The following is a 23,730-nucleotide window of genomic DNA, read 5'->3' on the forward strand; positions in this document are numbered from 1 at the left end:
ATGTCGTTTTGACCACTTAAGCCACCTGAAGGAAGCTAAGTTTAATTCGAAAAATAAGACAAATCTAGGGCAATCAATTTCCGTGTTTTCCGAGTCTCCGTGGCAAAATAAGAATGGTTCGTGGGGACACCAATGTTATTAACTTAGTGTTTTAAATATTTGAAAATCAAATTATTATGTTGATATTTAACTATTAAACAAGTAAAGTAAATGAGTATAATTTCTTCGAATCAAAAATTGGAGCAACATAAAGTGGCTCCTAAAAAAAACATTTGATTTCATTCAGGATAAAAACAGTTTTTCCCAATACCTTAAAGAACCAATCTTTTTTACCCGTAAGCGGAGTTTAAGCTTCCCTGTTGTTGTATCTATCGTATTAAATCTTTTTAAAGAATCTGTAGAGTATAATCTTTCTACAATTTTGCCTAGTTTATCCTCAAAAGCGGTAACAGGTGCAGCTTTTTCTAAGGCTCGATATAAAATATCCATCTCCTTTTTTAAGGATCTGAACAAAATACTGGCAGATTACCACAAACAGAACCCTTCACAACTTTGGAGGGGATATCAATTGATTGCCGGTGATGGCTCTACTGTTGGGTTACCACCTTCCAGGCAGATAAAAGACTTTTTTGGAATCTATTCAGAAAAAGGTGGTAGTGTAAAAAGTTGTTTAGCACAGATTTTTATGTTTTATGATGTTTTTAGTGGGGCAATTCTTTCTAAAAGGATATCAAAGATGGAGAAAACAGAAAAAACACTTTTTGATGCATGCATTGAAGAACTCCCAGGCCGTAAATCCATAGTTATTTTAGACCGGGGGTTTGGATATTTTCATATCTGCAAAAGCCTTTACGCAGTAAAACAGAATTTCTGCATTCGCATAAGCACCGCTCAGTCCTGTTTTGCAAAACGGATAACCCAACAGACTGAAAACGATTTTATAACAGAGTGGGATCCAAGCCCAAATGAAAGAAAATCCTGTTTAAAACATGGGTTAAATACTGAAAAAATCGTTGTTAGGGTTACAAAAATCCAATTGAAAACTGGAGAGATAGAAATACTTGTTTCTTCCTTATTTGATATGAATGATATCTGCACAGAGAATATGAAAGTGCTTTATGGCCTAAGATGGCCTGTAGAAGAAGGCTTTAAAAAACTAAAACCAAAGATGAAACTAGAGCAGTTTGGTTGTCGAAAACCTGATGGAATATTCCAGGAGTTTGAAGCACATATATTTATGATGAATCTGGTAGCTTTATTAGGCATCCAGGCACAGCAGGAGATCGACAAGAACAAAAAAAGAAAACTAAAATATAAATACAATTGGCAAAATGCTTTCAGGTTTGTTAGAAAAGTAATTATCCAAATACTAAATACGCTAAACCCAGAGCATATCATTCAATCTCTTATTAAACTAATAGCATCTTCTAAAATACCCATAAAACCAGACAGAAGCTTTATTAGGGTAACATTTAAAAAGAGGAAAAACAGAGCTCACCAAACATATAAATAGCTTAAGTTAATAGCATTGGTGGGGACACGAACCATGGCTGCAGAAAAAAACAGGGTGAAGAATTAACTAAATAGATCGTCATCCCGATGCGATAGCTATCACATGGAGCGTAGCGTTATGGATCTGCTGCGTATTTGTACCAGTTTCATGTTGTTTGGACCACCTAAGCCAGCTGAGGGCAGCTAAGTTATAAATTGTGTCGTCATTGCGAGAAGGCTTTTTCAGCCGACGAAGCAATCTTAATGCGTACGCTAGTAGCGAGCGTCGTAAGATTGCTTCGTGCCTCGCAATGACGATTTTTAGAGGTTCTAAACAAACTGATTCAATACCAATACCCCAACAAGACCTAAAACAGAAACCAGACTTTCCATCATGGTCCAGGTGCTAAAAGTTTCTTTCAGGCTTAGGTTAAAGTATTCTTTAAACATCCAGAAACCTGTATCGTTTACGTGAGAAAACATTAAACTCCCGGCGCCGACTGATAATACCATTAACTCAGGCGATGCTCCCGGGCCGATTAGCGGGAGTACCATGCCTGAAGCAGTTAATGCAGCCACTGTGGCCGAACCTAAAGTTACCCTGAGTGATGCGGTAATTAACCATGCGAGTAATAATGGTGATAAATTTAGGCTGCCAGTGAGTTGTTTCACCGTTTCTCCCATACCACTATCAATTAAAATCTGTTTAAAGGCACCGCCGGCTGCAATAATAAGGATAATCATGGCAATGCTTTTAACCCCTTCGGCACAAGATTCCATGGCTTTTGTAATGGAAGTTTTTTGAAGTGCCAGTGCAATAATAACCGAAATTAATAGGGCCGCGGTTGGATCTGCTAGAAATATAAATAGTGGTTTACCGATATAATCTATCTTAATGCTGCTCCCAATGGTTCCGGCAATAATTAAAAATACCGGCAGCAATGCAGTAATGAAACTCCTTGAAGCAGATGGGAGATTTTCTTCTTCACCAATGCTGAAGTTCTGCATAGTTACCGATTGATTTTTTTTGAGGATTAAACGTGGGAAATAGATTCCAGCGATAACTGCAATAGGTACGCTTAAAGTTAAACCGTAAATTAGCGTTTTACCAATATCGGCATGGAAAATACCTGCCAATGCAACAGGTCCCGGGTGAGGAGGTAAAAAACCATGTGTTACCGAAAGGGCAGTAGCCATTGGGATGCCGATGTATAATTTTGATAGCCCTGTTGCAGCTGAAATAGCAAAAACCAACGGAATTAACACCACGAAACCAGCATTGTAAAACAAAGGAATCCCCACTAACAAACCGGTTAACAGCACAGCCCATTGAATGTTCTTTTTACCGAAGGCCCTGATCAGTATGAAAACGATTTTTTTGGCTGATCCGCTATCTTCAATCAGTTTACCCATCATCGCACCCAGCGCCAAAACCATTACCATGCTGCCCAGTGTGCTGCCTATACCATTGCTAATGGAACTCATTACTTTTGTGGCGGGCATGCCTAATAAAAGACCAGTAATAATTGCCACCGCAATCAGGGCAATCATTGGGTTAATCTTTTTCAAGATCAGTACGAAAAGCAACAGGATGCCGAAGAGTAGGATAAGTAATGACATTTGGTTAGGGTTTAGGTAAATGTGATTAAATGTAGCTTTACCACAGATGCACACAGATAAACACTGATTTTAATATTATCTGTGTCTATCCTTTTTATTTCCCGAAATCGGGGCAGGTCGTGGTTAATTTTTCATTTTAGGGTAATTTACTTTTTAACAGTAATGGTTCTTCCGGTAACGAGATGAAACTCGTAAACACGGTACAGGCCATCATCACTAATCTCTATATTTTCTACAAGACCGGTTTTGCTGAAGGTATCGGTTACCATATCGCCGATTTTTACATCCTGGAGAATGTCGTTGGGCGTATCATTGTTTAATCTGATCATAATCGTAAAAGTATCAATTATTAGTAAAATTTGTAGGATTGTTTTAATCCGTTGTTGAGCTCGTTCAGCTTGAAAGACAATGGGGATGACAATACCTCGATACTATTACCTGCTTGAGACGCCCCTGTTATTTACTTTTATGAATAAATCATTCTTCAGTTCCAACAAGCGCAGAGACAATCATCAAAGAGAAAGCTGGTAATACGCAACGTCGTGGTTCGGTTCCAAAGGACTGTCGTCATTCTCGCGCAGGCGGGAATCTTAAAGCTTATTGCATTACGGTTCCCTGTTATTTACTTTTATAATAGATCATTCTTCAGTTCCAACAAGCGCAGAGACAATCATCAAAGAGAAGCCGGTAATGATGCAACGCAGTGGTTCGTGAGGGAAACGAACCACGGAATAATATAGTGCTCTGTTTTCTCTGTGTCTTTCTCTGCCTTCTCTGTGGTTAACGCTTCGCACCAAACACTGCTCGCTTAACTCTCTGTTCTCAAAATCTTCAACGGTGGCTGGTTCAGGATACTTCTTGTACTTAACACACCGGTAATTACCACAAGCAATACAATTGAGCCGAACAACAATAAGGTTGGTACAAACGGAGGCACGAAGGCCGCATCGAAAGTAAATTTGGCCAATGCCCAGCTTCCACTTATGGCTAAAATTAATCCGGCGCCTGCTGCAAAGGCACCTAAAAAGAAATATTCGATTGCGTTTATGGCTAAAATCTGCTTTCTGCTCGCACCCATAGTTCGCAACAAAATACTTTCTTTTATTCGTTGGTTTTTACTGGTTAATACCGAAGATATTAAAACAATCCAGCCGGTTACCATACTAAAACCAGCCATAAACTGAATTACGAAACCGATCTTGCTTAAAAGTTCGTCCAGGAGTTTCAATACCAGATCTAAATCGATAACGGATACATTTGGGAATTTTTGGACTACCTCTCCCTGGAAACGAGCTGAAACTTCGCCCGATGGAACCCTGGTCATCAATACATGAAACTGTGGTGCTTCTTCCAATACTCCAGCCGGAAAAACGACCCTGAAATTGGTCTGCATCCGGCTCCAGTTTACTTCCCTTAAACTCCCAACAACTGTAGGAATCATCATACCCTGAACGTTAAAAAGGATTTTATCATTCAGGCCAACATTAATGGATTGGGCATAACGCTGATCGAGAGAAATATAAACCGTTTCATTCGGTTTTATTTTTCCGATCCATTTACCCGAGGTAATTTTCTCTGCTGCGGTTAAAGTATCCTGATAAGTAGCCCTGATTTCGTTGTGGTAAGCCCTTCTGTTATTGGTGTCAGCACTGGCTTTCTTTCCATTAATTTCTTCTATCCGCATGGTAATTACCGGTACCTGGTTCATTAATGGTAGCTTGAAAGCTTTGGTTAAACTGTCTAATCCTTCTTTTTGGGTATTCTGGATATCGAACATTACCATGTTGGGCTGGTTAGCACCTGATGAAAGCGTAACGCGACTCATCAATATCCCCTGAACAAAAAATAGTGTGCAAATAAAAGCGGTTGATAAGCCAATGGAAACCGTAAGCATTAAAGTCTGGTTGTTTGGGCGGTAAAGATTGGCAAATCCCTGTCGCCACAAATAGCTCGATGAGTTGGGCAAGAGTTTACGTACCAGGAACATCAATAATTTAGACAGTACAATGAGCAGTACAAAAGCAATGGCGATACTCAAGGTAAAGGCCAGTGTTTGTACCCAGGTTTTCATTTGCAAATGGGTAAAGCCGGTAATAAAGGCGGCCATAAGCAGGTACACCATCCAGGTGAGTGGATCTCTTCTGCCCTCTGCTTTTTCAAAAGATATCCTGATGGCGTTTAACGGTGAAATTTTCCGGACCGATAGGAGTGAAGGGAGCGCGAAAAGGATCGAAATAATCAGTCCTAATAAAATTCCCTGACCAACGGCTGGCCACGAAACCTGCATGGTAATTTCTACCGGCAGAAAATCTTTCAGCACCAATGGAAGCAAAAACTGTATGCCTGTGCCTAATATTGCTCCTAAAACAGCAGCAGTTAATCCAATAAAAAAGACCTGGATGAGGTATATTAAAAAGGCATGACGGGATTTTAATCCTAAACACCTTAGCGTAGCAATCGCACTTAGTTTTTCCTGAATATACACATGAATAGCGCTACCTACACCAACACAACCCAGCAGCAAAGCGATAAAACCGGATAAAGCCAGGAAACGGTTTACATCTTTAAAAGATCTTCCGGTCTGTTCTTTTGTAGATTCAACGGTATCGGCATCAAAACCTTCTTTCTCTAATTTGCTGTCCTGCGTTTTTACCCACTCGTCTATTTTGGACGGATCATTGTACCTGAAATAAAATTTATTGTTGATGCGGCTTCCGGTTTTAATCAGGTTAGTTTTATCGAGCAGCTGAAGTGGGATATACACCGTAGGAGCGATACTTGCACCAATGCCTGTTTGGCCTGGTGCTTTGGTTAAAGTACCTAAAATGTTAAAATTGAGATCGCCTATTTTCACCGAATCGCCAACTTTTGCATTAAACTGCAGCATCAGGGTTTGATCTACCAAGGCATTCCTTCCGGTTTGAAAATGTTTTGCTGCAGCTATCGGAATAGTTTCTATTTTGCCATAGTAAGGGTAATTCCCTTCGAGAGCTTTCATTTGTACCAAACGGCTACCTCCGCCTTTCTGGAAATAGATCATTGAGGCAAATGTTTTCTCCTGCGAGCGTTCATCACCTAGTGTATCGAGCATTTTTTGCATTGCTTTGCTTACACCTTTCCGGCTATCCAATACCAGATCGGCACCCGTAAGTTCTTTGGCCTGTGCATCGATATCTTTTTGGAGGTTATCTTTAAAAGAATATACCGCCACAAGGGCTGCAATGCCCAAAACAATGGATGAGATAAATAGAAATAAACGTGCACGGTTTTTCCTGCTATCGCGCCAGGCCATTTTAAACAGCCACGAAAATTTAATACTTTGTTTCGGGAGGCTATTTGGCATAAGTGGGATTTTCGTCTGAAATGATTACGCCACCTTTAATTTTGATACTTCTTGATGTTCTGGCTGCCAGTTCAAGGTCGTGCGTTACGATGACCAATGTGGTTCCCGCATCTTTATTTAAATCAAAAAGCAGTTTGATTACTTTTTCACTGGTTTCTGCATCGAGGTTTCCGGTAGGTTCATCTGCAAAAAGAATAGCAGGTTGATTTGAAAAAGCCCTTGCCAGCGAAACCCGCTGCTGCTCACCACCTGATAATTGTACAGGATAATGGTGTGAACGGTCGGCAAGCCCCACTTTATCCAGTAGTTCCAGTGCATGAGTTTTAATATTTTTTGCTCCTCTTAACTCTAAAGGAACCATTACATTTTCGAGTGCCGTTAAAGTTGGTAGCAGCTGAAAATTCTGAAAAATGAAACCTACATATTGATTTCTGACAGCGGCGCGCTCATCTTCATTGAGTTTTTCCAAAGCAATTCCATTGAGTTCAACGGTTCCGCTACTGGCCCGGTCTAAACCCGCACATAAACCAAGAAGGGTTGTTTTACCACTTCCCGAAGGACCTGTTATGGCCACGGTTGAACCAGCAGCTATTGAGAAACTAATGTTATCCAAAACGGTAAGTTCCCGTCCGGCACTTTGGTAAATTTTGCTTACATTTCGGATATTCAATATGCTTTCCAATAGCTGATTTTTTTAGGGTTTGTGTATAGATGTGACCAAACATAATGGGCCAATTCCTGTTAAGATAACGGTTTAAACGATAATTAGATATAGATTTATTAGATATGTTACGAAAACGATTAATGGGGCTTTTTGTTTTGAGCTTGATCCTCTTAAGCTGTGGAAACCAACAAAGTAAAAGCAATACAGATAAAATTTTAGATTCGGCTGACCAAAAGGTTTCGGTTGCTGCGGCGAAAAAGAAAAATATCCTCTTTTTTGGAACCAGTTTAACGGCTGGTTACGGACTCGACCCAACGGAAGCTTATCCAGCTTTGATCCAAAACCGGATCGATTCTTTAAAAATGCCTTATAATGTAATTAATGGCGGTTTAAGTGGCGAAACTTCTGCGGGTGGAAAAGGAAGGATTGATTGGTTGCTTAAACAGCCTGTTGATATTTTTGTGCTTGAACTCGGTGCAAATGATGGTTTGCGTGGATTGCCCATAACACAAACCATTAAAAACCTTCAGGCGATTATTGATCGTGTAAAAGCTAAATACCCCGATGCAAAAATGGTTATTGCAGGTATGCAGGTTCCACCTAACATGGGGGCGAAATATGCTGCAGATTTTAAGAACATTTTCCCCGAGCTGGCCAAAAAAAACCAGATGGCCCTGATTCCGTTTTTATTGGATAAAGTGGGTGGGGTGCCTAAATTAAACCAGGCCGATGGCATTCATCCAACGGCAGAAGGAGATAAGATTTTGGCGGAAAATGTTTGGGTAGTGTTGAAGGGTTTGTTGTAAGCTTTCTCAGTTTAACCACAAAGGTCACAGAGAAAAAGCACGGTTTGTACTATTAAAAGGCCGTGACAAAACTCAATAAATCGTCATTATAAGGAACGAAACAATCCTACAACTATGGGTCGGCATTTTGCATGAATTTAATTTCATCGTTGGCGATCGCATTAAGATTGCTTCGTCGGCTGAAAAAGCCTTCTCGCAATGACGACCTTTCTAAAAAAAGATAGAAAACTGCGATTATATTTCTCACTCCTGCCTAAAGCTTTTTAACGTGCCATTATTGTTAAACTGGATATCGTAACGCTCGCGGGTGCCATTTATCGTTCTTGGTGCCCAACGCATACGATTATCCCAAATGGTGATATAAGCATCTGATGTTGGCTTTGCGCCTTCAACCTGAGCAGCTTTATCGTTATAAACCTGTATTACACGGTGTGCGTCTGCAAAATGAATTTCGTCTAAAGGAAATGTTCTGCGTTCGATATCTGTGGCCAACACGGGTTTAGGCGCAGACCATGCTCCATCCCGATATTCGTAAGCATCAATATATTTAGGGTTTACAGGATGCTGCAACATCAGGTTTATGGAGCCGTTATCGTGAAAATGAACTGATTGATACAATAAAATTTCTTTATTTCGGTACCGGGGCAATTTTTTCAGTTGATCTTCTGCCTTTTCTAGTGCTGCAGCACTTAATATTCCTTTTTTAGCTTTTACTACCGGTTTATCTGTATCAATATTTTTGAGGCCGCCTTGTGGCAACTTCATTTCTTTAAGGAATTCGTTTACCCTTTTCTGTATTTCTTTGGCTGCTGAGGGATCATTCTTTTGCTTGAGTAATTCAATGTCGTGGAGCATCTCTTTTGCTTTGAGCTCCATTTCGGGTATATTAACGGTGTCGCTGTTAATCACGATGGTTTTTTCCTGTTGACGCTGTACAGATGTATTAGAAGATGATTTTGTAATGCCTTTATCCCCTCCATTTTCTCGAAATCTCTGCTCTTGATCATGTTTTTTAACCAGGGAATCTTTTGGATGAAAGGTTTCATCTACACTTTTGGTGATCTGTCTGCAGCTCAAACCTAGTAAACAAAGCAGTACAATCAGGCTATGAAATTGCATTAGGTTTTTCATCAGAATTCTCCTTTAATTTCGTTCACATCTTTTGCAAAGGCAATTTTTTGTGGATTTTCTTTGAGATAAAAAATAGAAAAATATTCCTGCCTAATACTATCCATATCGAGAAGATCTACAATCTTTCTGATGTTTGCCCGATGCTTTTGGTTAAACTGATCGGTAAATTCGAGTTCAAAATCGATCATCGGTTGTGCGTTAATGTAAGTTCCGGTTTGACTGAGTTTGACCAACCGGGCAGTGGTCTGCGTACCTTTAAATTTAATCAGGAACAATTGATCAGGTTTGCCGATAAACATTTTAGCCATAAGAGTGCCGAAGCCACGAGAAAGAAGCAGCATAAAGGCACAGGTTATTAAAGGATGGCCAATGCCCATAAAACGCCAGCCCATGCCCCTGCTTTCTAAATTATAAGAATAAAAATAATAACCAACAACAATTGCAACAAAGGCCAGCCAGCTTAAATTTGTAAGCAAAATAATTGTTTTATTAAGGCTAACCTCTGTTGTGGCAAAAATAAAATAAGGGACTTTGTTTACTTCTTTATCTAATAGAATGCTAACGGTTTTACCTACTTCGTAACGGCGTTCGTAAGGTTTGGCATCGTTTACTACTGCTTTTTGCATAATCGTGCTGCCCACCAGGTTGTTAAACTGCAAAGTAAGCTCATAGGTGTCGTAAGCTGCACCTGTTTTAAAAATTTTTGATGATTCCAATATTTTGGCCTCCCGCGGTTCACCTGTAGTTTTAAGTTTTTCTATATTTCGTTTAAGCGAAAAGCTGCGGAACACCCAGTTTCGGTAATAGCCAACTAATAACACGGCCCAAAATAATATAGATAGGGCAAGCATAGCGAGCGAGTACCAGGGATTTTCGCCAATTAGATTGGACATGCTATCGTCTTTGGTGTTGTAATAGATCAACATGGGGAACGGAATAGCGAAAAACAACATGTAAATGATCCAGAATATCGAAAATCCTTTTCTCATAATTGTTTAGGTTAGATGGGTCACAAAATCATGATTTTACTTAATTGTGCAGTATTTTGTTTTTAATGTAATAGCCAATCAATCACTTTAGGATAGAATTACTGTATCATCGTCCTTTGTTTTTATTCCAGTTTAAAATATTGGCCGAACCATTGATCAAAGGTTTCTTTGTGTTTTTCCTGGGCAGTTTTAATCAACTCATTGGGCGCTTCTATTTGGTGTAAGTTATAATCGCCTTTCATCCATTTTAAATATTTGCCTAAATCTTCAGGCTCTTCATAGCTGTTGTCATCTTTATAGAAATAAGTTTGATCAAATTCCACCCAGATTTCGGTACCGTAGGTGAGTAGATGCAGCAATTTTAAAATATTTTCTGCCACTACATGTACGCCACCTTCATCGCCAAAAACCACGATGGGCATCTGGCCTAAGGGTTTGTTCGTTCCATCGTTCCAAATGGCATAAAATGAGCCTGTACCATTGGCCTGGGCAAAAGGGAGTAACCGGTTTAAAAAATCTTCATCTTCGCTCCAGCTAAGTAGTCCTGATTTATCGTCGATAAAAACACCAAAATCCTGGCTGTAATTTTCAAGAGAAGAAATATTGTTCTGGAAATAAATCAGTTTTTCAAGTTCAACAGGGATTTCACTTAAACCTAAATTTTCTTTAAAATCTATTATGTTTATCATAGGTAGGTTAGTTAATGATAGAATTATTAAATGAAAGAATGAGTGGAACAGCAACAGCTAAAAAGGCATCTTTTTTACTTCGATACCATTATCCTTTGCATAGGCTTCTGCGATGTTCCAAAGCTTATTGTATTTCTGTACAAAGGCATCATAACTTTTGTTGTCCATTTCGGTTATGGCTACATTAATATCGTTTTCCGGTGCATGGCTATCAATCATTTTTGCAACCCTCAGGTGATCGGTCTCATAGCTTTTTAGCACAAAGGCATAAAGATCAAGCGCTGCATCGATCATGGGTTTTGTTTTTTTAGTGGGCTTTAGATCTTTTATCTTTTTTACATTAGCCACTACTGTTGCGATGGAGTTATTTTTAAGATATTTCTCACAGGTATTAAAATCTGGCGTGTTTGTGCCACCCTTAATGTACCGTAGATAAGTATTGAAATATTGCCCGCCAAAGCGTGATATGGAATTTGTGTTTAAAGCTACCCGGTCAAAATATTCTTCGGGTGTGTTTAAAGAAAATTCGCATGCGGTGATGGTAAAGACCATCACCATTAGCATGACATTTTTGAATTTGAGGCGCATAAACGTCTTATTAATATTTACCAACGAATGAAGACTTGTCTTCAAACCATTTACCAATAAGTGGAATAGGTTTTAAGGCACCATTGGCCGCATTGATAATCCCTATGATCCAAAGAATGATAAACGCATAACCCACAAATCCTAAAAAGGATAAAGCAGGGACTATACTGGCAATGATGGTAAAAGCTATATTGAAAATAATGCTTACAATAGCAAGTCCTAATGACTGTCTTAGGTGGTATTTAAGCAAAGTGTCAGCTTTATCTTTTCCAATAAAATAAGCTACTAACCAACCAATAATGCTAATGTAAGAAACGATTGAAAGGGTTTTGTTGTCCATGATTTCTGTTTTTTAGATTGAAAATTATTTAGATCAAATTTGGTGTTAATTATCACTACCTAAAAGAATCTGCCACCTACAGAGCATCTACAGCATTTTGATAAAACGTCTACAATACATCTACATGTATTTTTAATGTTTTGATTATTAGTTGTTTGTTGTTTGTTTTTGTTTTTAGCATTTGTCTGCAATTTTATCCATGCTCCAATCTTTATGCTAATTTTACGCTATGAAGCATCTGGTTTTTAAAAACATAGTACTCTTTATCGGTATCCTTACGGCTTGCTATACAGCACAGGCGCAAAGTTTATTAGATAGTACAGCGCTCGATAATTTAAGTGAGAAAGATAAACCAACCCTGCTGACGCAATTGGCAGAAAGATATAGGATTAATGCAAACTATAAAGCCGCAATTATAAAGGCGCAACACAGTGTAAGTTTAGCAATAAAAACCAAAAACTTTACCGAAGCGACAAAAGCATATGCCATGCTGGTTAATGTTTATGCAAATACGAAGCAGTTTGCTTTATTGAAAAAAACGAGCGATACCACGCTATCTATTGGACAAAAGGCACAACAGCCCATTGCTTTAGCTTATGCTTATTACGCGCAAGCTTTATTTTACAATGCTATAGACAATAACGAACAGGTGACCAAGTATTGCCAGATGGGGCTTAAGATGTTGGATAAAAAATATGATCCTTATCTTGCTGCTAAAATATATTACTTGTTATACGCGCTTAATACGAGGTGGAACGACGTTAAAAGTGTAAATAGGTATGCGCAAAAGGCTCTGGAAAGTGCACTTAAAACTACCGATTACAACCTCTTGAGTAACTGTTATATTGCGCTATCGGTTGCTGCTGATTACAATTTTATAGCCACCAAAAGAGAATTATATAGAGATAGCATCATTTACTATTTAAATAAAGTACAAGATCTCTATAAACAATATCCTCAGTATGTCGCCCGAAAAACATATGCTTTATCTTGTGTTAATAGTGCCGATTTTTATCTTAGGTATTTTTCTGATACGGATGAAGCTGCGAAAGCAAATGCCATTCGGTATGCGAGTACGGCCAATAAGGTAATGACTGGGATGTTAAATGGCGAAGAAATTAGGGCGAGTAGTTTAGGGATTTTGAGTGAGTATGCCAAAAGAGATAAAAATTTAGTAATGACTGAAGGGTATTTACAGGAGTCTTATAGTATCATGAAAAGTCAGCAAAGCCCATATTATTATACATTGATCAATATCGTAACAGCGTTAGCCACCTTTTATGAGCAAAATGGGAATTACGTGAAGGCACTGGAATTTCAGAAAAAAGCAACAGAATACAATAACAAGCTGTTCGATCAGAAGCAGGCTTTAAATGCTCAAAAACTAGAAGTACAGTACGAAACTGAAAAAAAAAACAATGAGGTTAAGCTCTTAAAGCAGAGCGAAAAATATGCGCAGCAACAAAAATATCTATACTTTGGAATTACAATTGCCTCCATATTGGGCCTTATATTTATGTTCCGTTCTTACCATTTTAGGTTAAGGTATTCATTACAGCGCGAAAAGCAGTTGCATTTGGAAAAACAGGATGCTGAACTGCAGATGAAATTCGAAAAAGAAGAGCAGGCGAGGTTAAAGGCAGAACAGCTATTATTGGAAAGCCAGCAGCAACAATTGCAGAAAGAAGTTATGGCCAACCAGTTACAGCTGGAACATAAAAAGGAAATGCTTTTTCAGATCAAGGAAAAACTGAGCGATAACCATCAGCTCAATATCAATAAAATCTGGAATGAAGAATTGCTTTTGGATAATGATTTTGAAGAAGCTAAATTTCAGATCCAACAGGTACACCCAGAATTTTTTTCTCAGCTAAATCAAAGGGCACAACAGAAGCTTACCTCTCTTGACTTAAAACTCTGCGCTTACCTCCATTTAAAAATGGATACCAAAAAAATTGCCCAGCTCATGCATATCGAAGCCAAAAGTGTGCGCATGAGCCGCTACCGGATAAAGCAAAAATTGGGTTTGGGTAAGGATGAAGACCTGAAGCTGTTCTTGCAGGATATGGGGTGAAATGCACCTTGGGGCATTAATCCAGTCGGTTGACCGAATTAAATTGTTTTTGTATTTCGGCTAATTGCTTTTCTTTTTTATTGATTAGTTTACGCATTTCCAATTTGTGCTTTAATAATTGCCCCTGCTTTGCTATAACACTATCCCGCAACTGCTCTGTACTGGCTTTCTGGCTTTGTTGCTGTACTATAATTTCATGGCGATCAAAAACTTCCAGCTGTTTAACAGCTTTATAATAGTTACATGTTGCCGATTTTAACTCGTTGCCATATTTAATATCGCCTGTTTCAAGCGCATTTATTTCACTGATGATTTTATCGAAAGCCTGTTCCTTTTCGGTTATTGCTTGCTGGGCGCATTTAAAATCGCCATTAATCAGGCATTTCAGTTTCCGTTCATTCGGGCCTTTTTTGCCCACCAGTATATTGAATGCTGTACGTTCTTTTTGCTCCAGGGCAGTCTTTAGATGAACTGCATTTTTAGACTGGCAAGAAGCTATAACAAAAATCAGCATGACTAAAAGGATATTTATTGGTCTCATATTGGTTAAGGCAAGATTTCTAAATTATTTCCGGTTCAGGTCGGTAATTAACAGGGGATTATCCTTTTTCAGGTTTTCGATCAGTTCTTCGACAGCTCCGATAGTGGGATTTTTTTTCAGTTCTTCTACCTCAGTATCGGTAATGCCCACCAATTGGAGAAAGCTGAGTTCACCGTGTGGGGTGTCAATTTTTCCCAGTTCCGGATCCAGTGCAAAAACAAAACCCGTTATTTGGGTATCGGTATTTAGTCTTATTGGTCCATTGGCAGGGATGAAGTGGTTCTCTTCAAACCATTTACCGCTCGAAAACACATACCTCGCTAAATTATTCATCACCTGTATAGCCCAGATGGGATCGTTTTCATCATCTTTAAATGGCGCTAACCTAAACGTAAATTCAAAACCCCACTTGCTAAACTCACCGCTGGCCTTTTCTTCATTATAATACAATTCGCTCATGCCGTAGCTGATGATGTGGCGGTGAAAGCTTTGGTGGTTGCTGTCATAAATACTGGCACCATCTATCGGGTCGGTTCCGCCAGCCACATAATGGATGCCGCACAGAGGCGGGTAGTGGCGTGCTTCGGAAGTGCCATAAATTTTTTCCAGTTGATCATCTATTGCCTGCCATCCAGGTGTATCATCGGTTGTAAACTTTTGTCTGTATTCTTCAGTGGTCATCATAAGGTTGATTTAAATTTAAAATGCTTTCAAAGATTTTGCCATTTTACTTTATATGGGGCTACCATAGCTAATTCCGCACACCGACAGCAAAAAAGCTACTGCCTGACGGTTCACCTTTGTTTTAAAAGATTTTTAAGTTCAGGAAATGAAGTTGAATTTCCCTTCAAATACTTTTCCAATTAGTGGAACGGGCTTCTCTAAACCATTATTTGCGGTTACTATGCCCAATAACATCAGGATAAAAGGAAGCAATAAAATAAGGTAAAATACAAAACCAAGGGAAGGAATTATGGCCAGAATTACACTGCTCAGGACACTCAAGAGGATGGAGGTAATAATAATCCCAAGCGACTGACCCAAATGATAATTGGCCAGGGAGCTTTTTTCGGTTGATTTTTTAAATTCCAGGTAAGAAATGATCCATCCGATGAGTGTAATATAGGCAACTATTGCAATTGTTTTCTGTTTCATAGGTTTAAATTTTAATGAATTGAACAATACAAAAATACCAGTGCCTATGTGCTCCATCAAGAAAAGTAAACCTACACTGCGACTACCAATTTTTGAAATAGTGTCTACAAGGAGACTACAAAAACCCTTTGAAACAGTTTAATTTCAATTATTTGTTGTAATTCTGTTTCTGTAAAATGTTTCTTTTTATTTTTGATTATGCAGCTACCACTGAAAAAATTATCAGGTATCCTATTTTGTCTTTTACTTTTTTTTAAAAGTGCCGAGGCACAAAAGATCTATATCGATTCCTTAAATCATTTGCTGGCGCAGAACAGCATTTCGAAAGAAGAAAAGGTAAATCTGCTTTGTAAACTGGCCAAGGCAAATTTTGAAAAAAACCTTCAGCTTTCTTTTCAACAGGCCAATGAAGCCCTTAAGCTTGGAGAAGGGTTAAAGGACGGGAAAAGTAAAGCCATGGCCTATGCAACACTGGTTCATTTATATGTGTGGAAAAAAGACTTGAAAAGTGCCTATGCAAGTTTAGACAGCGCCATGTATTATACTCATAAAACAAAAGACCGCGTTGCACTGGGTTTTGTATGGTTTAGAAGTGGTTGGTTAGATTTGGTGAACGATGATAATGATAAATCAGCGGCAAAGCTGCTTAAAGCCCTGGATTTTTTAAAGGGTCAGCATACAGATGACTATGAAAGTACCATATACCATTACCTGGCCAGTTTTTATGGCTATGGCAATGATCCATCAAAACAGCAGAAATACGCCCGTTTATGTTATGTAAGTGCAATAAAAAGTAAACAGATGGATCTGTTGAATAATGCCTATCTCACTATCGGACAAACTTATTTTGACCGTTTTAAGCTCGATACGCTGAAACGCAATTTGCTCGACTCGGCATTGTTTACCTATAAAAAATCACTTCAGCTATCAAAAAAGCAGGAGGGCCGCATGCTTATTTACAGCAATACTGCTGCGGCAGCTTTAAATACCGCCAATGTTTATTTTCAATACTTTCCGCCTTCATATCGCGATAGTGCCGAAAAATATGTGGATATCGCAATGGGTATTGCTACAAAAACAAATTTGTTGGAAGTTTTACTAAACTGCTACGGATTAAGGAGCGAATATGCACTACGTGACGGAAATTACGATGAAGCAGAAAAACTATTACTCACCGGATTGGGTAAAATTTCTGGTAGCATAATAAAAATGCCGTTAACTCAGGCACGGATATACCAGGGGCTTGCAAGTATTGCCGAAAAAAAAGGTAATCAACAGGCTGCCTTAAACTATTTGAAGCAGTATTTTAATTATTATAAAAAGGCTTTTGATGAAGAAAAAATAAACAGCACCATTAGGATAGAAGCACAGTATCAGTCCGAAAAAAAGGCTCAGGAGATTGCCTATTTACACCAACAGACCAAGTATACCAAAAAACTGAATGTTTTTTACATTATTTCAGGTTTGACGGGGATTGCCGCATTGCTTTTACTGCTCATGTCTTATAATTATAAGCTCAAGGCATCGATTAGAAAACAAGAGCTGATCGACCAGGAAAAAAGGGCTGCAGAATTAAGGGCACAGCTAAAAGAGGTTGAAGCGATGCAACTTCAAACAGAACAGGTTTTGCTTAGAGAGCGTCAGGAGCGATTGGAGAAAGAAGTATTGGCCAGTAATTTACAGATTGAAGAAAAAAATGAACTACTGGAGCTTATACCAGAAAAGGTAAATATTGAAAGCCACCTTTCGCTTGATGAACAGATTAAACGGATTGTGAATCAGCAGAAAAGGATGGATAAAGAATTTGAGGAGCATAAGACAGATTTTTTTGATACTAATCCTGCTTTTTTTGAACGCCTGCAAGAGAAAGCAAACCATACACTTACGCGGCTTGATTTAAAATACTGTTCTTATATGTTGATGGGTTTAACCAATAAAGAGGTTTCCATCCGTTTAGGTATCGAACCGAAAAGTGTACGTATGAGCCGTTATCGGATTAAACAAAAGTTGGGTTTGGGAAAAGAAGAGGATTTGAATCTGTTTCTGCAGCAGTTAGGATAAGTTCCTGGTAGATTCAATAAGAAAGTCGAAACGATATTTTGAAAAAAGCCTTTCCCGAAAACAAAACCTTAGGATAACAAATATTGATTGCAGGGTTTTTAAACGCCATCAACAACTTCTAAAATACGTTTTAAGCGTTCCGATACCGTGGTATCACCCACAATTTTTATTACAGGGCAGTTCAGGCTTTCCAGCCAATTTTCGTGGATCCCGATATTTCTGCCTGTAAAAGAACGGTCGTCGTATTTTGATGCCCAATCTATAAATTCCAGGAATAATTTGTGCCGTTGCGCATCGTCATAAATCTGATTTCCATAACGTTCTATTTCCCTTTGCACCAGGCGTTCCATCCTGATTTCTTTTGGCAGGTAAAGGAAAACCGCAAGGTCGAACATTTGTTTCCATTCCTCGCCCCAGCTTACCAGCGAGCCACCCACAATATAGTTTTCTGATTTTCTTAATTCGTCTTTAAGCAACCGGTTCCGCAATTGGACTTCTCTCTTTACGGTATATGGAACAGTAGATTTTTCCCAGAAAAAACTATCTGTATCAAAATAGGGGATATTTAACCGGGTAGATAACGTTTCGCCCAAAGTGGTAGAGCCTGCACAGGATGCACCAAGGATATGGATTTTCATGGCATAAATATATTGCAAATTGTTTTATCGGTTTGTTAAAACTTGTAAATGTGGTGAGGTTAAAGGCATCTTCTTTTGGATAGCTTCTCATTAAAAAGGGTATATTTAATGGATTGTGGATCATCGAGAGCACCTGTTCGCGAACCGCTTATGAGTATAAGTTTATCCTCACTGCTTTCCATAATTCTCAATGTGTTAATCGGCGATACTGCTTCGGTTTTAACAATAAGCCTATTGGTAGGCGCTGTGCCCACTATCAAATTAAGGAACAGCCTCCTACACTGAAATACACAATAAATTACCAAAAGCAGGAAACAAACATTTTTAGTGACATTCCCAAATAATTATACTCCGCCAGAGTGTTGTTTATTTAAGAGTGCTGTAAATCCTGTTCTGAAATGGATTTATCTTTTTATCTGAATAATAAGTTGCAGAGACAATATGCCCAAGTACGGCATGCAATTCAAGTAAAATAGAGTTTTTCATTTTCGGATTAAAATAGATTACATAGTAGAATTCCGGTGGCTGTTCAGGATCCAGATAAATTCCCTTTAAGCTAAAACCAGAAATCTTTTTATCAAGTTTTTGTAGATCTTTAGAGCTGAAATCAGTTTCCTTTAAGTACTTGGTTGGAGCCTCATTTCTATTGTATGAAACAATAATGTCACCAGACTTTAACCATTCCAAAGTGAAATTGCCAGCCGGCATTTTATGCATAGGCTGCCAACGGGCGCTATTGTCCTTAGCTTCCAAATTCATAGAGAGATATGGTGCCGAGACCTGGCCATATGTTCCCTGACAAATCACAAAAAGAACGAATGTTGAAAAGATATGCTTTATCATTTTAATTGGATTGAAGACCTGTAAATGTGGCTGTACCGGTTAAACGGGTTCTTGGGTCAGCAGGATTTGAACTCTGCTCATAGTCTGATTTTGACATCAGAATATATTTAGCAATCTTTCTTACAAGATGTAATTATTAACAATGTTAAAAACGTTGAGCTTAGAATTAAAAAAGATTTTTTCATTTAATTGATTTTATAATACGCTATGTACTTTGCGGAATACTTTGGTAGCACTACTTATTATGACAATTTTGTCAACCCAATGTTGTATGTCGGCTACAAATAAATATTTAACAACTGCGGTTCACAGCGCAACTCTTAGTACTTAGCCTGAACAATGCCTGACATGTACTTTCTTTAAACTCATTAATCGTTCAAATTAAAAAACTAAAACACCTGGAGCCCTTTTAATCAGGCAAAGGAAATGATGATTCAACTATATCTTTCATCATAATTATTTTAAAAAAAAAGAGTTCTAGGAGTCACTTTTCCTCACTGCATTCGGTTGGAAATCATTTAAATAGCTGATGCTACTCATATTTTTAACATGGATTTTTTACAAACTTTATGCTTAATAAACAGAGCGCAATATGAAAAAGATCCTGGTACCTGTTGATTTCTCTCCAGCAGCAGAGAACGCAGCTAATTATGCAACTGATCTGGCCTATAACATTGGGGCGAGGATAGAACTATTCAATGTTTTTCAGGTTCCTGTGGTGTCTCCAATTGCAGCATCGATGGTATGGCCTTATGAAGAGTACAGCCAGATGGAAGACGATGCTAAAGAAGCATTGGAGAAACTGCGTCATAAGGTCGAAAAGAAATATGAAGCTGCCTATCAAGATTATAGCCTTAAACCAGAGGTGTATGCGAGATCTGTTCGTGGAGAAGTGGATGATGAGGTTTATAAATATTTTACCGAATGTAAAATGAACCTTGTGGTAATGGGATTAAACAGTGCAAGCAAGTTTTCCAAAATTTTAATCGGCAGTAATGCCAGAAAAATGATTGAACGCGAAATACCGCTTTTATTGATCCCCAAAGGCTACCAGTTCAGGAAGCCTAAAAAAATTGCTTTCGCAACCGATTTTAGCCATAGTGACATCCCTGTTTTATGTGCACTTGCCGAATTTGCAAAACCTTTTAATGCCGATATACTCATTATGCATACAGGTAATTTAACATCAGATCAGGTAGTTTACAAAGAAACAATGGAAGATTTTTTGAACAGGGTTGCCGACAGGGTCAACTATAGAAATATCTACCACAGGCACGTAAACAGTGAGCGGGTTAAGGATGGCCTGGATTGGATTGTAGAAAATGGTCAGATCGATATGCTGGCGATGGTACACCGGAAACACGGATTTTTTTATCGCCTGTTTAATGGCAGCTATACACTGAACATGTCTGATCATATTCAGATCCCACTTCTGGTTTTACCGCCTGAACACCGCATTCCGATGTAAAGCCAGGCGATTATTGCATAAAACTTAATTGTACAATCTATTCCTAAACAAAAAACATGTATCCTAAAACAATGAAAGCCGCTGTTATCCATGAATTTGGAGGACCTCTGGCCATAGAAGAACTTCCGGTTAGACCGCTCAATCAATACGAGATTCTGGTGAAAGTAATTTCATGTGGTGTATGCCATACCGACCTGCACGCCTGTAATGGAGACTGGCCGGTAAAATCAAAAATGCCATTGGTGCCTGGTCACGAAGCTATCGGTTTGGTAGCCGCCATGGGGCATGATGTTAAAAGTGTTAAAGAAGGCGATGTAGTTGGCGTTCCATGGTTGTATAGTGCCTGTGGCTGTTGCGAATTTTGTTTAACAGGTTGGGAAACATTATGCTATGAGCAACAAAACGGCGGTTATAGTGTTGATGGCGGTTTCGCAGAATATGTAATTGCCGATTCCAGGTATGTTGCCCATTTTCCTTCGCATGTAAATTTTGCAGAAATGGCACCGATTATCTGTGCCGGGGTTACAGTTTACAAAGGCTTAAAAGAAACCGAGGTAAAAGCAGGCGAATGGGTTGCTATATCGGGCATTGGCGGACTAGGCCATCTGGGAGTTCAATATGCAAAAGCCATGGGTTTTCAGGTTGCTGCAATTGATGTTTCAAATGATAAATTGGAAATGGCCAGAAAACTGGGTGCTGACATTGTGGTTAACGCACTTGAACAGGATCCTGGGGGATTTCTTAAAAAACAAACCGGGGGAATGCATGGCGTATTGGTAACTGCAGTATCGCCTATTGCTTTCAGTCAGGGGCTTTCCGCATTGCGAAGAAAAGGCACTTTATCGTTAAATGGATTACCTCCAGGCAGTTTCGACCTTCCCATATTTGATACCGTATTAAACAGGATTACGATTAGGGGTTCTATTGTTGGTACAAGAAAAGATATGCAGGAGGCCATCGAATTCGCCGTAGATGGCAAGGTGAAAGCGCAGATTAAACCTGCAAAACTGGAAGATATTAATGAAGTATTTGAACAGATGAAAATGGGAGAGATTGAGGGAAGGGTTGTTTTAGATATTTCGGGAGCAGCTTAGTAATAAATATTCAACATTAATTTTTAGAAAATGTTAGGGAAATTAGAAGAAGAGGAAGTCGAAAAGCTCCTTAAAGAGCAATATATAGGCCGTTTAGGCTGCCACGCCCATGGGGTGAGTTACATTGTGCCTATTAATTATGTTTACCGCAGCGGTACAGTTTATGCCCATTCTGCTCCCGGACAAAAAATCAGGATGATGAGAAGCAACCCTCAGGTGTGCTTCCAGATTGACCAAATCCGTGACACCTTTAACTGGAAAAGTGTGGTGTGCTGGGGCAAATTTGAAGAAATTACCGATAATTCAGAAAAACAAAATGTTTTGCAGGGCATTATCCACCGGATGATGCCCTTAACCAATACACCATCAGAGCAACCATCGCATGGCACAGGCAAAACAGATGCGCATGATGAAGAAATTATTGTGTTCAAAATTGTACTGCACCTGAAAACTGGCCGATTTGAGGTTAATGACAGGAGTAATTGATCCGTTTAAAAGAATATGCTCAGTATTTAAATTAGGACAGAATGTTTAAATGAAAAAAAGCCTGAAATCATGCGATATCAGGCTTTAGTTTTTTCAGACGGGGATGAGGGGATGCCTCTGCAACATCTGGAAGGAATTTTGGCCATTATTAAGGAAATTTACAAGAAGTAATTTGTCTTGTAATTAAGCCTTAAAAACCGCTTAAAATAAGTTTCCTGATCAATTTACGCAGAAAAATTGGCTACTTTGCTGAAAAACAAATGGCAATTTTGAGATATTCAAGCTTAAATTTCGTTATATTTCCATACGCCGGAAATGGTAAGCAAAGTTAGTCCAGGTTGTTTTTCACCATAGCTAAAAACACAAATATATTTTGAATGACAAGACGGACAATCAGTTCCAAAGTACAATGTTGGTAAATCATTTACTGTCAATTCTCCAAAGTGAAGTAAATTTATGGAGGTTTCTGAGGCAATTTTATTCTTTAATAATTCATTTTTAGCTAAAACCTTTTCGTTATTGTACAATTGAAAAATCGGGAATCCTGATTCATAAGGTGTTATTTTAACAATATTTTCATGGCCACAGTTACAACATTTGAATTTTACTGCTGCTGAGTTACCGATCTCTGCATTACTGAACGTGTTTTTGGCAACAGAAACCTGTTTTTCAATGAATATTTTTTTTGAAATGGAATACATCTAAATGATTTTATTGTGCAATAACTACGCCTACAGCTCCCGGGTATTTTCCACTCGGGTTTTTCTTAATTGTTACTTTAATATACCCTTCCTGGGCCAATTTATTCCAGGTTTTTTGGTAGCCAGTCGCTGGATCGATCGGGATTTTCCACATGGTCTGTTTACCATTGCCCACCTGATTAAACCAGGGAATAATATCTGCTGTTTGGCCTTTGAAAGTTAATGAATTATTTAAAACTTCGATTTCATAATAAAAATCATAAGTATTTTCTGGTTGATTCAAGGCTCTTTGCCCGAAGGTATACACATATCCATTGATGATTGGACTTGTAAAACTTCCTCCCAAGGTCGGAGCCCCTGTTCCGCTGTAGGTTCCAATCGCACCACTGTATCTATCGTGTTTTTGTCCCATCGTGATTGGTGTATCATCTACTGTATTGTAACCTCCGTTTGCAGGTGGCCATTTTCCGTTTAAATTGTTGTTTGTAAATAGCGTTTCCAGTTCGCCCCACTTTTGTTTCTTGTATAAATCGTAAACCTGATCCCTCATCGTCTGGCTTACAGTGTTTGAAGGATCGTAGGTCCCAGCCAGTTGGTTTGCGTTTTTGTAAAATTCAGTGGGTGCCGTAATTGGTGGTTCATCTAAAAGACCATCCTTATCTGAGCGGCAAGCCACAGAGAATAATGCAATGTTTAAAAGTAGTAAGTACTTTAATAAATTTTTCATAGCTGTTAATTTAGTTTAGTAAAGTGATGATTTTGAAAATAGATGGGTAATGAGAGTAAAGTAAGACATTTAAATGCATGACGAATCTAATATTTATTCATGATAAAAACTACAATTTAATGATAATATTCACTACATATTGCCCTCCTTACTAGTGCAAATCTTAGTGGGGAGGCAGCTGGGTGGAGGACTGTGCATTCACTATAATTAACTAGCTGAGATTTTTTAGGGATGCATTGATTTACAGAAAGCCCAAGTCAGGCTTTTGCTCAGGCCGTGGG

General features: G+C 38.7%; 23 protein-coding genes. 7 read left to right on the plus strand and 16 right to left on the minus strand.

Annotated elements, in window-relative coordinates; genetic code table 11:
• Positions 1 to 280 precede the first annotated feature (280 nt).
• Entirely contained in the window at positions 281 to 1,513 is a 1,233-nt protein-coding gene (locus ACUN24_RS09980) for an IS4 family transposase (protein ID WP_445565116.1), read from the plus strand.
• A gap of 308 nt (positions 1,514 to 1,821) precedes the next feature.
• On the opposite strand, the gene ACUN24_RS09985 is transcribed toward ACUN24_RS09980, so the two are convergent.
• The 4 genes from ACUN24_RS09985 to ACUN24_RS10000 form a co-directional block, all read right to left on the minus strand.
• Positions 1,822 to 3,111 carry a gluconate:H+ symporter gene (locus ACUN24_RS09985; protein WP_445562360.1) on the minus strand — a complete coding sequence of 430 codons (1,290 nt, stop codon included), beginning with the start codon at positions 3,109 to 3,111 and terminating at the stop codon, positions 1,822 to 1,824.
• Positions 3,112 to 3,257: 146 nt separating this feature from the next.
• Positions 3,258 to 3,440: a hypothetical protein gene (locus ACUN24_RS09990; protein WP_121282208.1), complete on the minus strand. Its 183-nt coding sequence runs from the start codon at positions 3,438 to 3,440 to the stop codon at positions 3,258 to 3,260.
• A gap of 479 nt (positions 3,441 to 3,919) precedes the next feature.
• Entirely contained in the window at positions 3,920 to 6,454 is a 2,535-nt protein-coding gene (locus ACUN24_RS09995) for an ABC transporter permease (protein WP_445562361.1), read from the minus strand.
• Complete coding sequence (locus tag ACUN24_RS10000; RefSeq protein WP_445562362.1) at positions 6,444 to 7,136, minus strand: ABC transporter ATP-binding protein; 693 nt, start codon at positions 7,134 to 7,136, stop codon at positions 6,444 to 6,446. The genes ACUN24_RS09995 and ACUN24_RS10000 overlap by 11 nt, the downstream gene beginning before the upstream one ends.
• Positions 7,137 to 7,240: 104 nt before the next feature.
• On the opposite strand from ACUN24_RS10000, the gene ACUN24_RS10005 reads away from it, so the two are divergent.
• A complete protein-coding gene (locus tag ACUN24_RS10005) occupies positions 7,241 to 7,924 on the plus strand; it encodes an arylesterase (protein ID WP_445562363.1) in 684 nt (227 codons plus the stop codon).
• A 243-nt stretch (positions 7,925 to 8,167) separates the two neighbouring features.
• Here ACUN24_RS10005 and ACUN24_RS10010 read toward each other — a convergent pair whose 3' ends face one another.
• The 5 genes from ACUN24_RS10010 to ACUN24_RS10030 form a co-directional block, all read right to left on the minus strand.
• Positions 8,168 to 9,043, minus strand: a complete 876-nt coding sequence (locus tag ACUN24_RS10010; protein ID WP_445562364.1) for a hypothetical protein — start codon at positions 9,041 to 9,043, stop codon at positions 8,168 to 8,170.
• A gap of 11 nt (positions 9,044 to 9,054) precedes the next feature.
• Complete coding sequence (locus ACUN24_RS10015; protein ID WP_445562365.1) at positions 9,055 to 10,044, minus strand: hypothetical protein; 990 nt, start codon at positions 10,042 to 10,044, stop codon at positions 9,055 to 9,057.
• Between the two features lie 122 nt (positions 10,045 to 10,166).
• Positions 10,167 to 10,733 (minus strand): hypothetical protein, encoded by a 567-nt coding sequence (locus ACUN24_RS10020; protein WP_445562366.1) that lies wholly within the window; start codon positions 10,731 to 10,733, stop codon positions 10,167 to 10,169.
• A 57-nt stretch (positions 10,734 to 10,790) separates the two neighbouring features.
• Positions 10,791 to 11,321, minus strand: coding sequence for a hypothetical protein (locus ACUN24_RS10025; protein WP_445562367.1), 531 nt, complete (start codon positions 11,319 to 11,321; stop codon positions 10,791 to 10,793).
• A gap of 10 nt (positions 11,322 to 11,331) precedes the next feature.
• Entirely contained in the window at positions 11,332 to 11,661 is a 330-nt protein-coding gene (locus ACUN24_RS10030; protein WP_445562368.1) for a DUF4870 domain-containing protein, read from the minus strand.
• A 229-nt stretch (positions 11,662 to 11,890) separates the two neighbouring features.
• Here ACUN24_RS10030 and ACUN24_RS10035 point away from each other — a divergent pair, with 229 nt between their 5' ends.
• Positions 11,891 to 13,735: a helix-turn-helix transcriptional regulator gene (locus tag ACUN24_RS10035; RefSeq protein WP_445562369.1), complete on the plus strand. Its 1,845-nt coding sequence runs from the start codon at positions 11,891 to 11,893 to the stop codon at positions 13,733 to 13,735.
• 16 nt (positions 13,736 to 13,751) lie between these two features.
• On the opposite strand, the gene ACUN24_RS10040 is transcribed toward ACUN24_RS10035, so the two are convergent.
• From ACUN24_RS10040 to ACUN24_RS10050, 3 genes are all read right to left on the minus strand, one after another.
• Positions 13,752 to 14,276 (minus strand): hypothetical protein, encoded by a 525-nt coding sequence (locus ACUN24_RS10040; RefSeq protein ID WP_445562370.1) that lies wholly within the window; start codon positions 14,274 to 14,276, stop codon positions 13,752 to 13,754.
• 24 nt (positions 14,277 to 14,300) lie between these two features.
• The gene (locus ACUN24_RS10045) at positions 14,301 to 14,960 is read right to left on the minus strand and encodes a suppressor of fused domain protein (protein WP_445562371.1); all 660 of its coding nucleotides are present in this window, start codon (positions 14,958 to 14,960) and stop codon (positions 14,301 to 14,303) included.
• A gap of 138 nt (positions 14,961 to 15,098) precedes the next feature.
• Positions 15,099 to 15,431: a DUF4870 domain-containing protein gene (locus tag ACUN24_RS10050; RefSeq protein WP_445562372.1), complete on the minus strand. Its 333-nt coding sequence runs from the start codon at positions 15,429 to 15,431 to the stop codon at positions 15,099 to 15,101.
• Between the two features lie 198 nt (positions 15,432 to 15,629).
• Between ACUN24_RS10050 and ACUN24_RS10055 the strand changes: the two genes are divergently transcribed.
• Positions 15,630 to 17,492, plus strand: coding sequence for a helix-turn-helix transcriptional regulator (locus ACUN24_RS10055; RefSeq protein ID WP_445562373.1), 1,863 nt, complete (start codon positions 15,630 to 15,632; stop codon positions 17,490 to 17,492).
• Between the two features lie 98 nt (positions 17,493 to 17,590).
• Here the strand turns inward: ACUN24_RS10055 and ACUN24_RS10060 are convergent, their stop codons facing one another.
• Entirely contained in the window at positions 17,591 to 18,130 is a 540-nt protein-coding gene (locus ACUN24_RS10060; RefSeq protein ID WP_445562374.1) for an AAA family ATPase, read from the minus strand.
• A gap of 366 nt (positions 18,131 to 18,496) precedes the next feature.
• Positions 18,497 to 18,973 carry a hypothetical protein gene (locus ACUN24_RS10065; RefSeq protein WP_445562375.1) on the minus strand — a complete coding sequence of 159 codons (477 nt, stop codon included), beginning with the start codon at positions 18,971 to 18,973 and terminating at the stop codon, positions 18,497 to 18,499.
• A gap of 592 nt (positions 18,974 to 19,565) precedes the next feature.
• Here ACUN24_RS10065 and ACUN24_RS10070 point away from each other — a divergent pair.
• The 3 genes from ACUN24_RS10070 to ACUN24_RS10080 are packed head-to-tail and all read left to right on the plus strand — an operon-like array spanning position 19,566 to position 22,021.
• Positions 19,566 to 20,441 carry a universal stress protein gene (locus ACUN24_RS10070; protein ID WP_445562376.1) on the plus strand — a complete coding sequence of 292 codons (876 nt, stop codon included), beginning with the start codon at positions 19,566 to 19,568 and terminating at the stop codon, positions 20,439 to 20,441.
• A 56-nt stretch (positions 20,442 to 20,497) separates the two neighbouring features.
• Positions 20,498 to 21,535, plus strand: coding sequence for an alcohol dehydrogenase AdhP (gene adhP / locus ACUN24_RS10075; protein WP_445562377.1), 1,038 nt, complete (start codon positions 20,498 to 20,500; stop codon positions 21,533 to 21,535).
• A 30-nt stretch (positions 21,536 to 21,565) separates the two neighbouring features.
• Positions 21,566 to 22,021, plus strand: a complete 456-nt coding sequence (locus ACUN24_RS10080; protein WP_132400084.1) for a pyridoxamine 5'-phosphate oxidase family protein — start codon at positions 21,566 to 21,568, stop codon at positions 22,019 to 22,021.
• Positions 22,022 to 22,305: 284 nt separating this feature from the next.
• On the opposite strand, the gene ACUN24_RS10085 is transcribed toward ACUN24_RS10080, so the two are convergent.
• Positions 22,306 to 22,722, minus strand: a complete 417-nt coding sequence (locus ACUN24_RS10085; protein ID WP_445562378.1) for a hypothetical protein — start codon at positions 22,720 to 22,722, stop codon at positions 22,306 to 22,308.
• 10 nt (positions 22,723 to 22,732) lie between these two features.
• Entirely contained in the window at positions 22,733 to 23,449 is a 717-nt protein-coding gene (locus ACUN24_RS10090) for a hypothetical protein (protein ID WP_445562379.1), read from the minus strand.
• Positions 23,450 to 23,730 lie beyond the last annotated feature (281 nt).

The sequence above is a fragment of the Pedobacter sp. WC2501 genome (assembly GCF_052682415.1).

Excerpts from the sequence above, each read along its gene's own strand:
- ACUN24_RS09985 (WP_445562360.1), bottom strand. The coding sequence starts at position 3,111 with ATGTCATTACTTATCCTACTCTTCGGCATCCTGTTGCTTTTCGTACTG.
- ACUN24_RS09990 (WP_121282208.1), bottom strand. The coding sequence starts at position 3,440 with ATGATCAGATTAAACAATGATACGCCCAACGACATTCTCCAGGATGTA.
- ACUN24_RS09995 (WP_445562361.1), bottom strand. The coding sequence starts at position 6,454 with ATGCCAAATAGCCTCCCGAAACAAAGTATTAAATTTTCGTGGCTGTTT.
- ACUN24_RS10005 (WP_445562363.1), top strand. The coding sequence starts at position 7,241 with ATGTTACGAAAACGATTAATGGGGCTTTTTGTTTTGAGCTTGATCCTC.
- ACUN24_RS10010 (WP_445562364.1), bottom strand. The coding sequence starts at position 9,043 with ATGCAATTTCATAGCCTGATTGTACTGCTTTGTTTACTAGGTTTGAGC.
- ACUN24_RS10015 (WP_445562365.1), bottom strand. The coding sequence starts at position 10,044 with ATGAGAAAAGGATTTTCGATATTCTGGATCATTTACATGTTGTTTTTC.
- ACUN24_RS10020 (WP_445562366.1), bottom strand. The coding sequence starts at position 10,733 with ATGATAAACATAATAGATTTTAAAGAAAATTTAGGTTTAAGTGAAATC.
- ACUN24_RS10025 (WP_445562367.1), bottom strand. The coding sequence starts at position 11,321 with ATGCGCCTCAAATTCAAAAATGTCATGCTAATGGTGATGGTCTTTACC.
- ACUN24_RS10030 (WP_445562368.1), bottom strand. The coding sequence starts at position 11,661 with ATGGACAACAAAACCCTTTCAATCGTTTCTTACATTAGCATTATTGGT.
- ACUN24_RS10035 (WP_445562369.1), top strand. The coding sequence starts at position 11,891 with ATGAAGCATCTGGTTTTTAAAAACATAGTACTCTTTATCGGTATCCTT.
- ACUN24_RS10040 (WP_445562370.1), bottom strand. The coding sequence starts at position 14,276 with ATGAGACCAATAAATATCCTTTTAGTCATGCTGATTTTTGTTATAGCT.
- ACUN24_RS10045 (WP_445562371.1), bottom strand. The coding sequence starts at position 14,960 with ATGATGACCACTGAAGAATACAGACAAAAGTTTACAACCGATGATACA.
- ACUN24_RS10050 (WP_445562372.1), bottom strand. The coding sequence starts at position 15,431 with ATGAAACAGAAAACAATTGCAATAGTTGCCTATATTACACTCATCGGA.
- ACUN24_RS10055 (WP_445562373.1), top strand. The coding sequence starts at position 15,630 with ATGCAGCTACCACTGAAAAAATTATCAGGTATCCTATTTTGTCTTTTA.
- ACUN24_RS10060 (WP_445562374.1), bottom strand. The coding sequence starts at position 18,130 with ATGAAAATCCATATCCTTGGTGCATCCTGTGCAGGCTCTACCACTTTG.
- ACUN24_RS10065 (WP_445562375.1), bottom strand. The coding sequence starts at position 18,973 with ATGATAAAGCATATCTTTTCAACATTCGTTCTTTTTGTGATTTGTCAG.
- ACUN24_RS10070 (WP_445562376.1), top strand. The coding sequence starts at position 19,566 with ATGAAAAAGATCCTGGTACCTGTTGATTTCTCTCCAGCAGCAGAGAAC.
- adhP (WP_445562377.1), top strand. The coding sequence starts at position 20,498 with ATGTATCCTAAAACAATGAAAGCCGCTGTTATCCATGAATTTGGAGGA.
- ACUN24_RS10080 (WP_132400084.1), top strand. The coding sequence starts at position 21,566 with ATGTTAGGGAAATTAGAAGAAGAGGAAGTCGAAAAGCTCCTTAAAGAG.
- ACUN24_RS10085 (WP_445562378.1), bottom strand. The coding sequence starts at position 22,722 with ATGTATTCCATTTCAAAAAAAATATTCATTGAAAAACAGGTTTCTGTT.
- ACUN24_RS10090 (WP_445562379.1), bottom strand. The coding sequence starts at position 23,449 with ATGAAAAATTTATTAAAGTACTTACTACTTTTAAACATTGCATTATTC.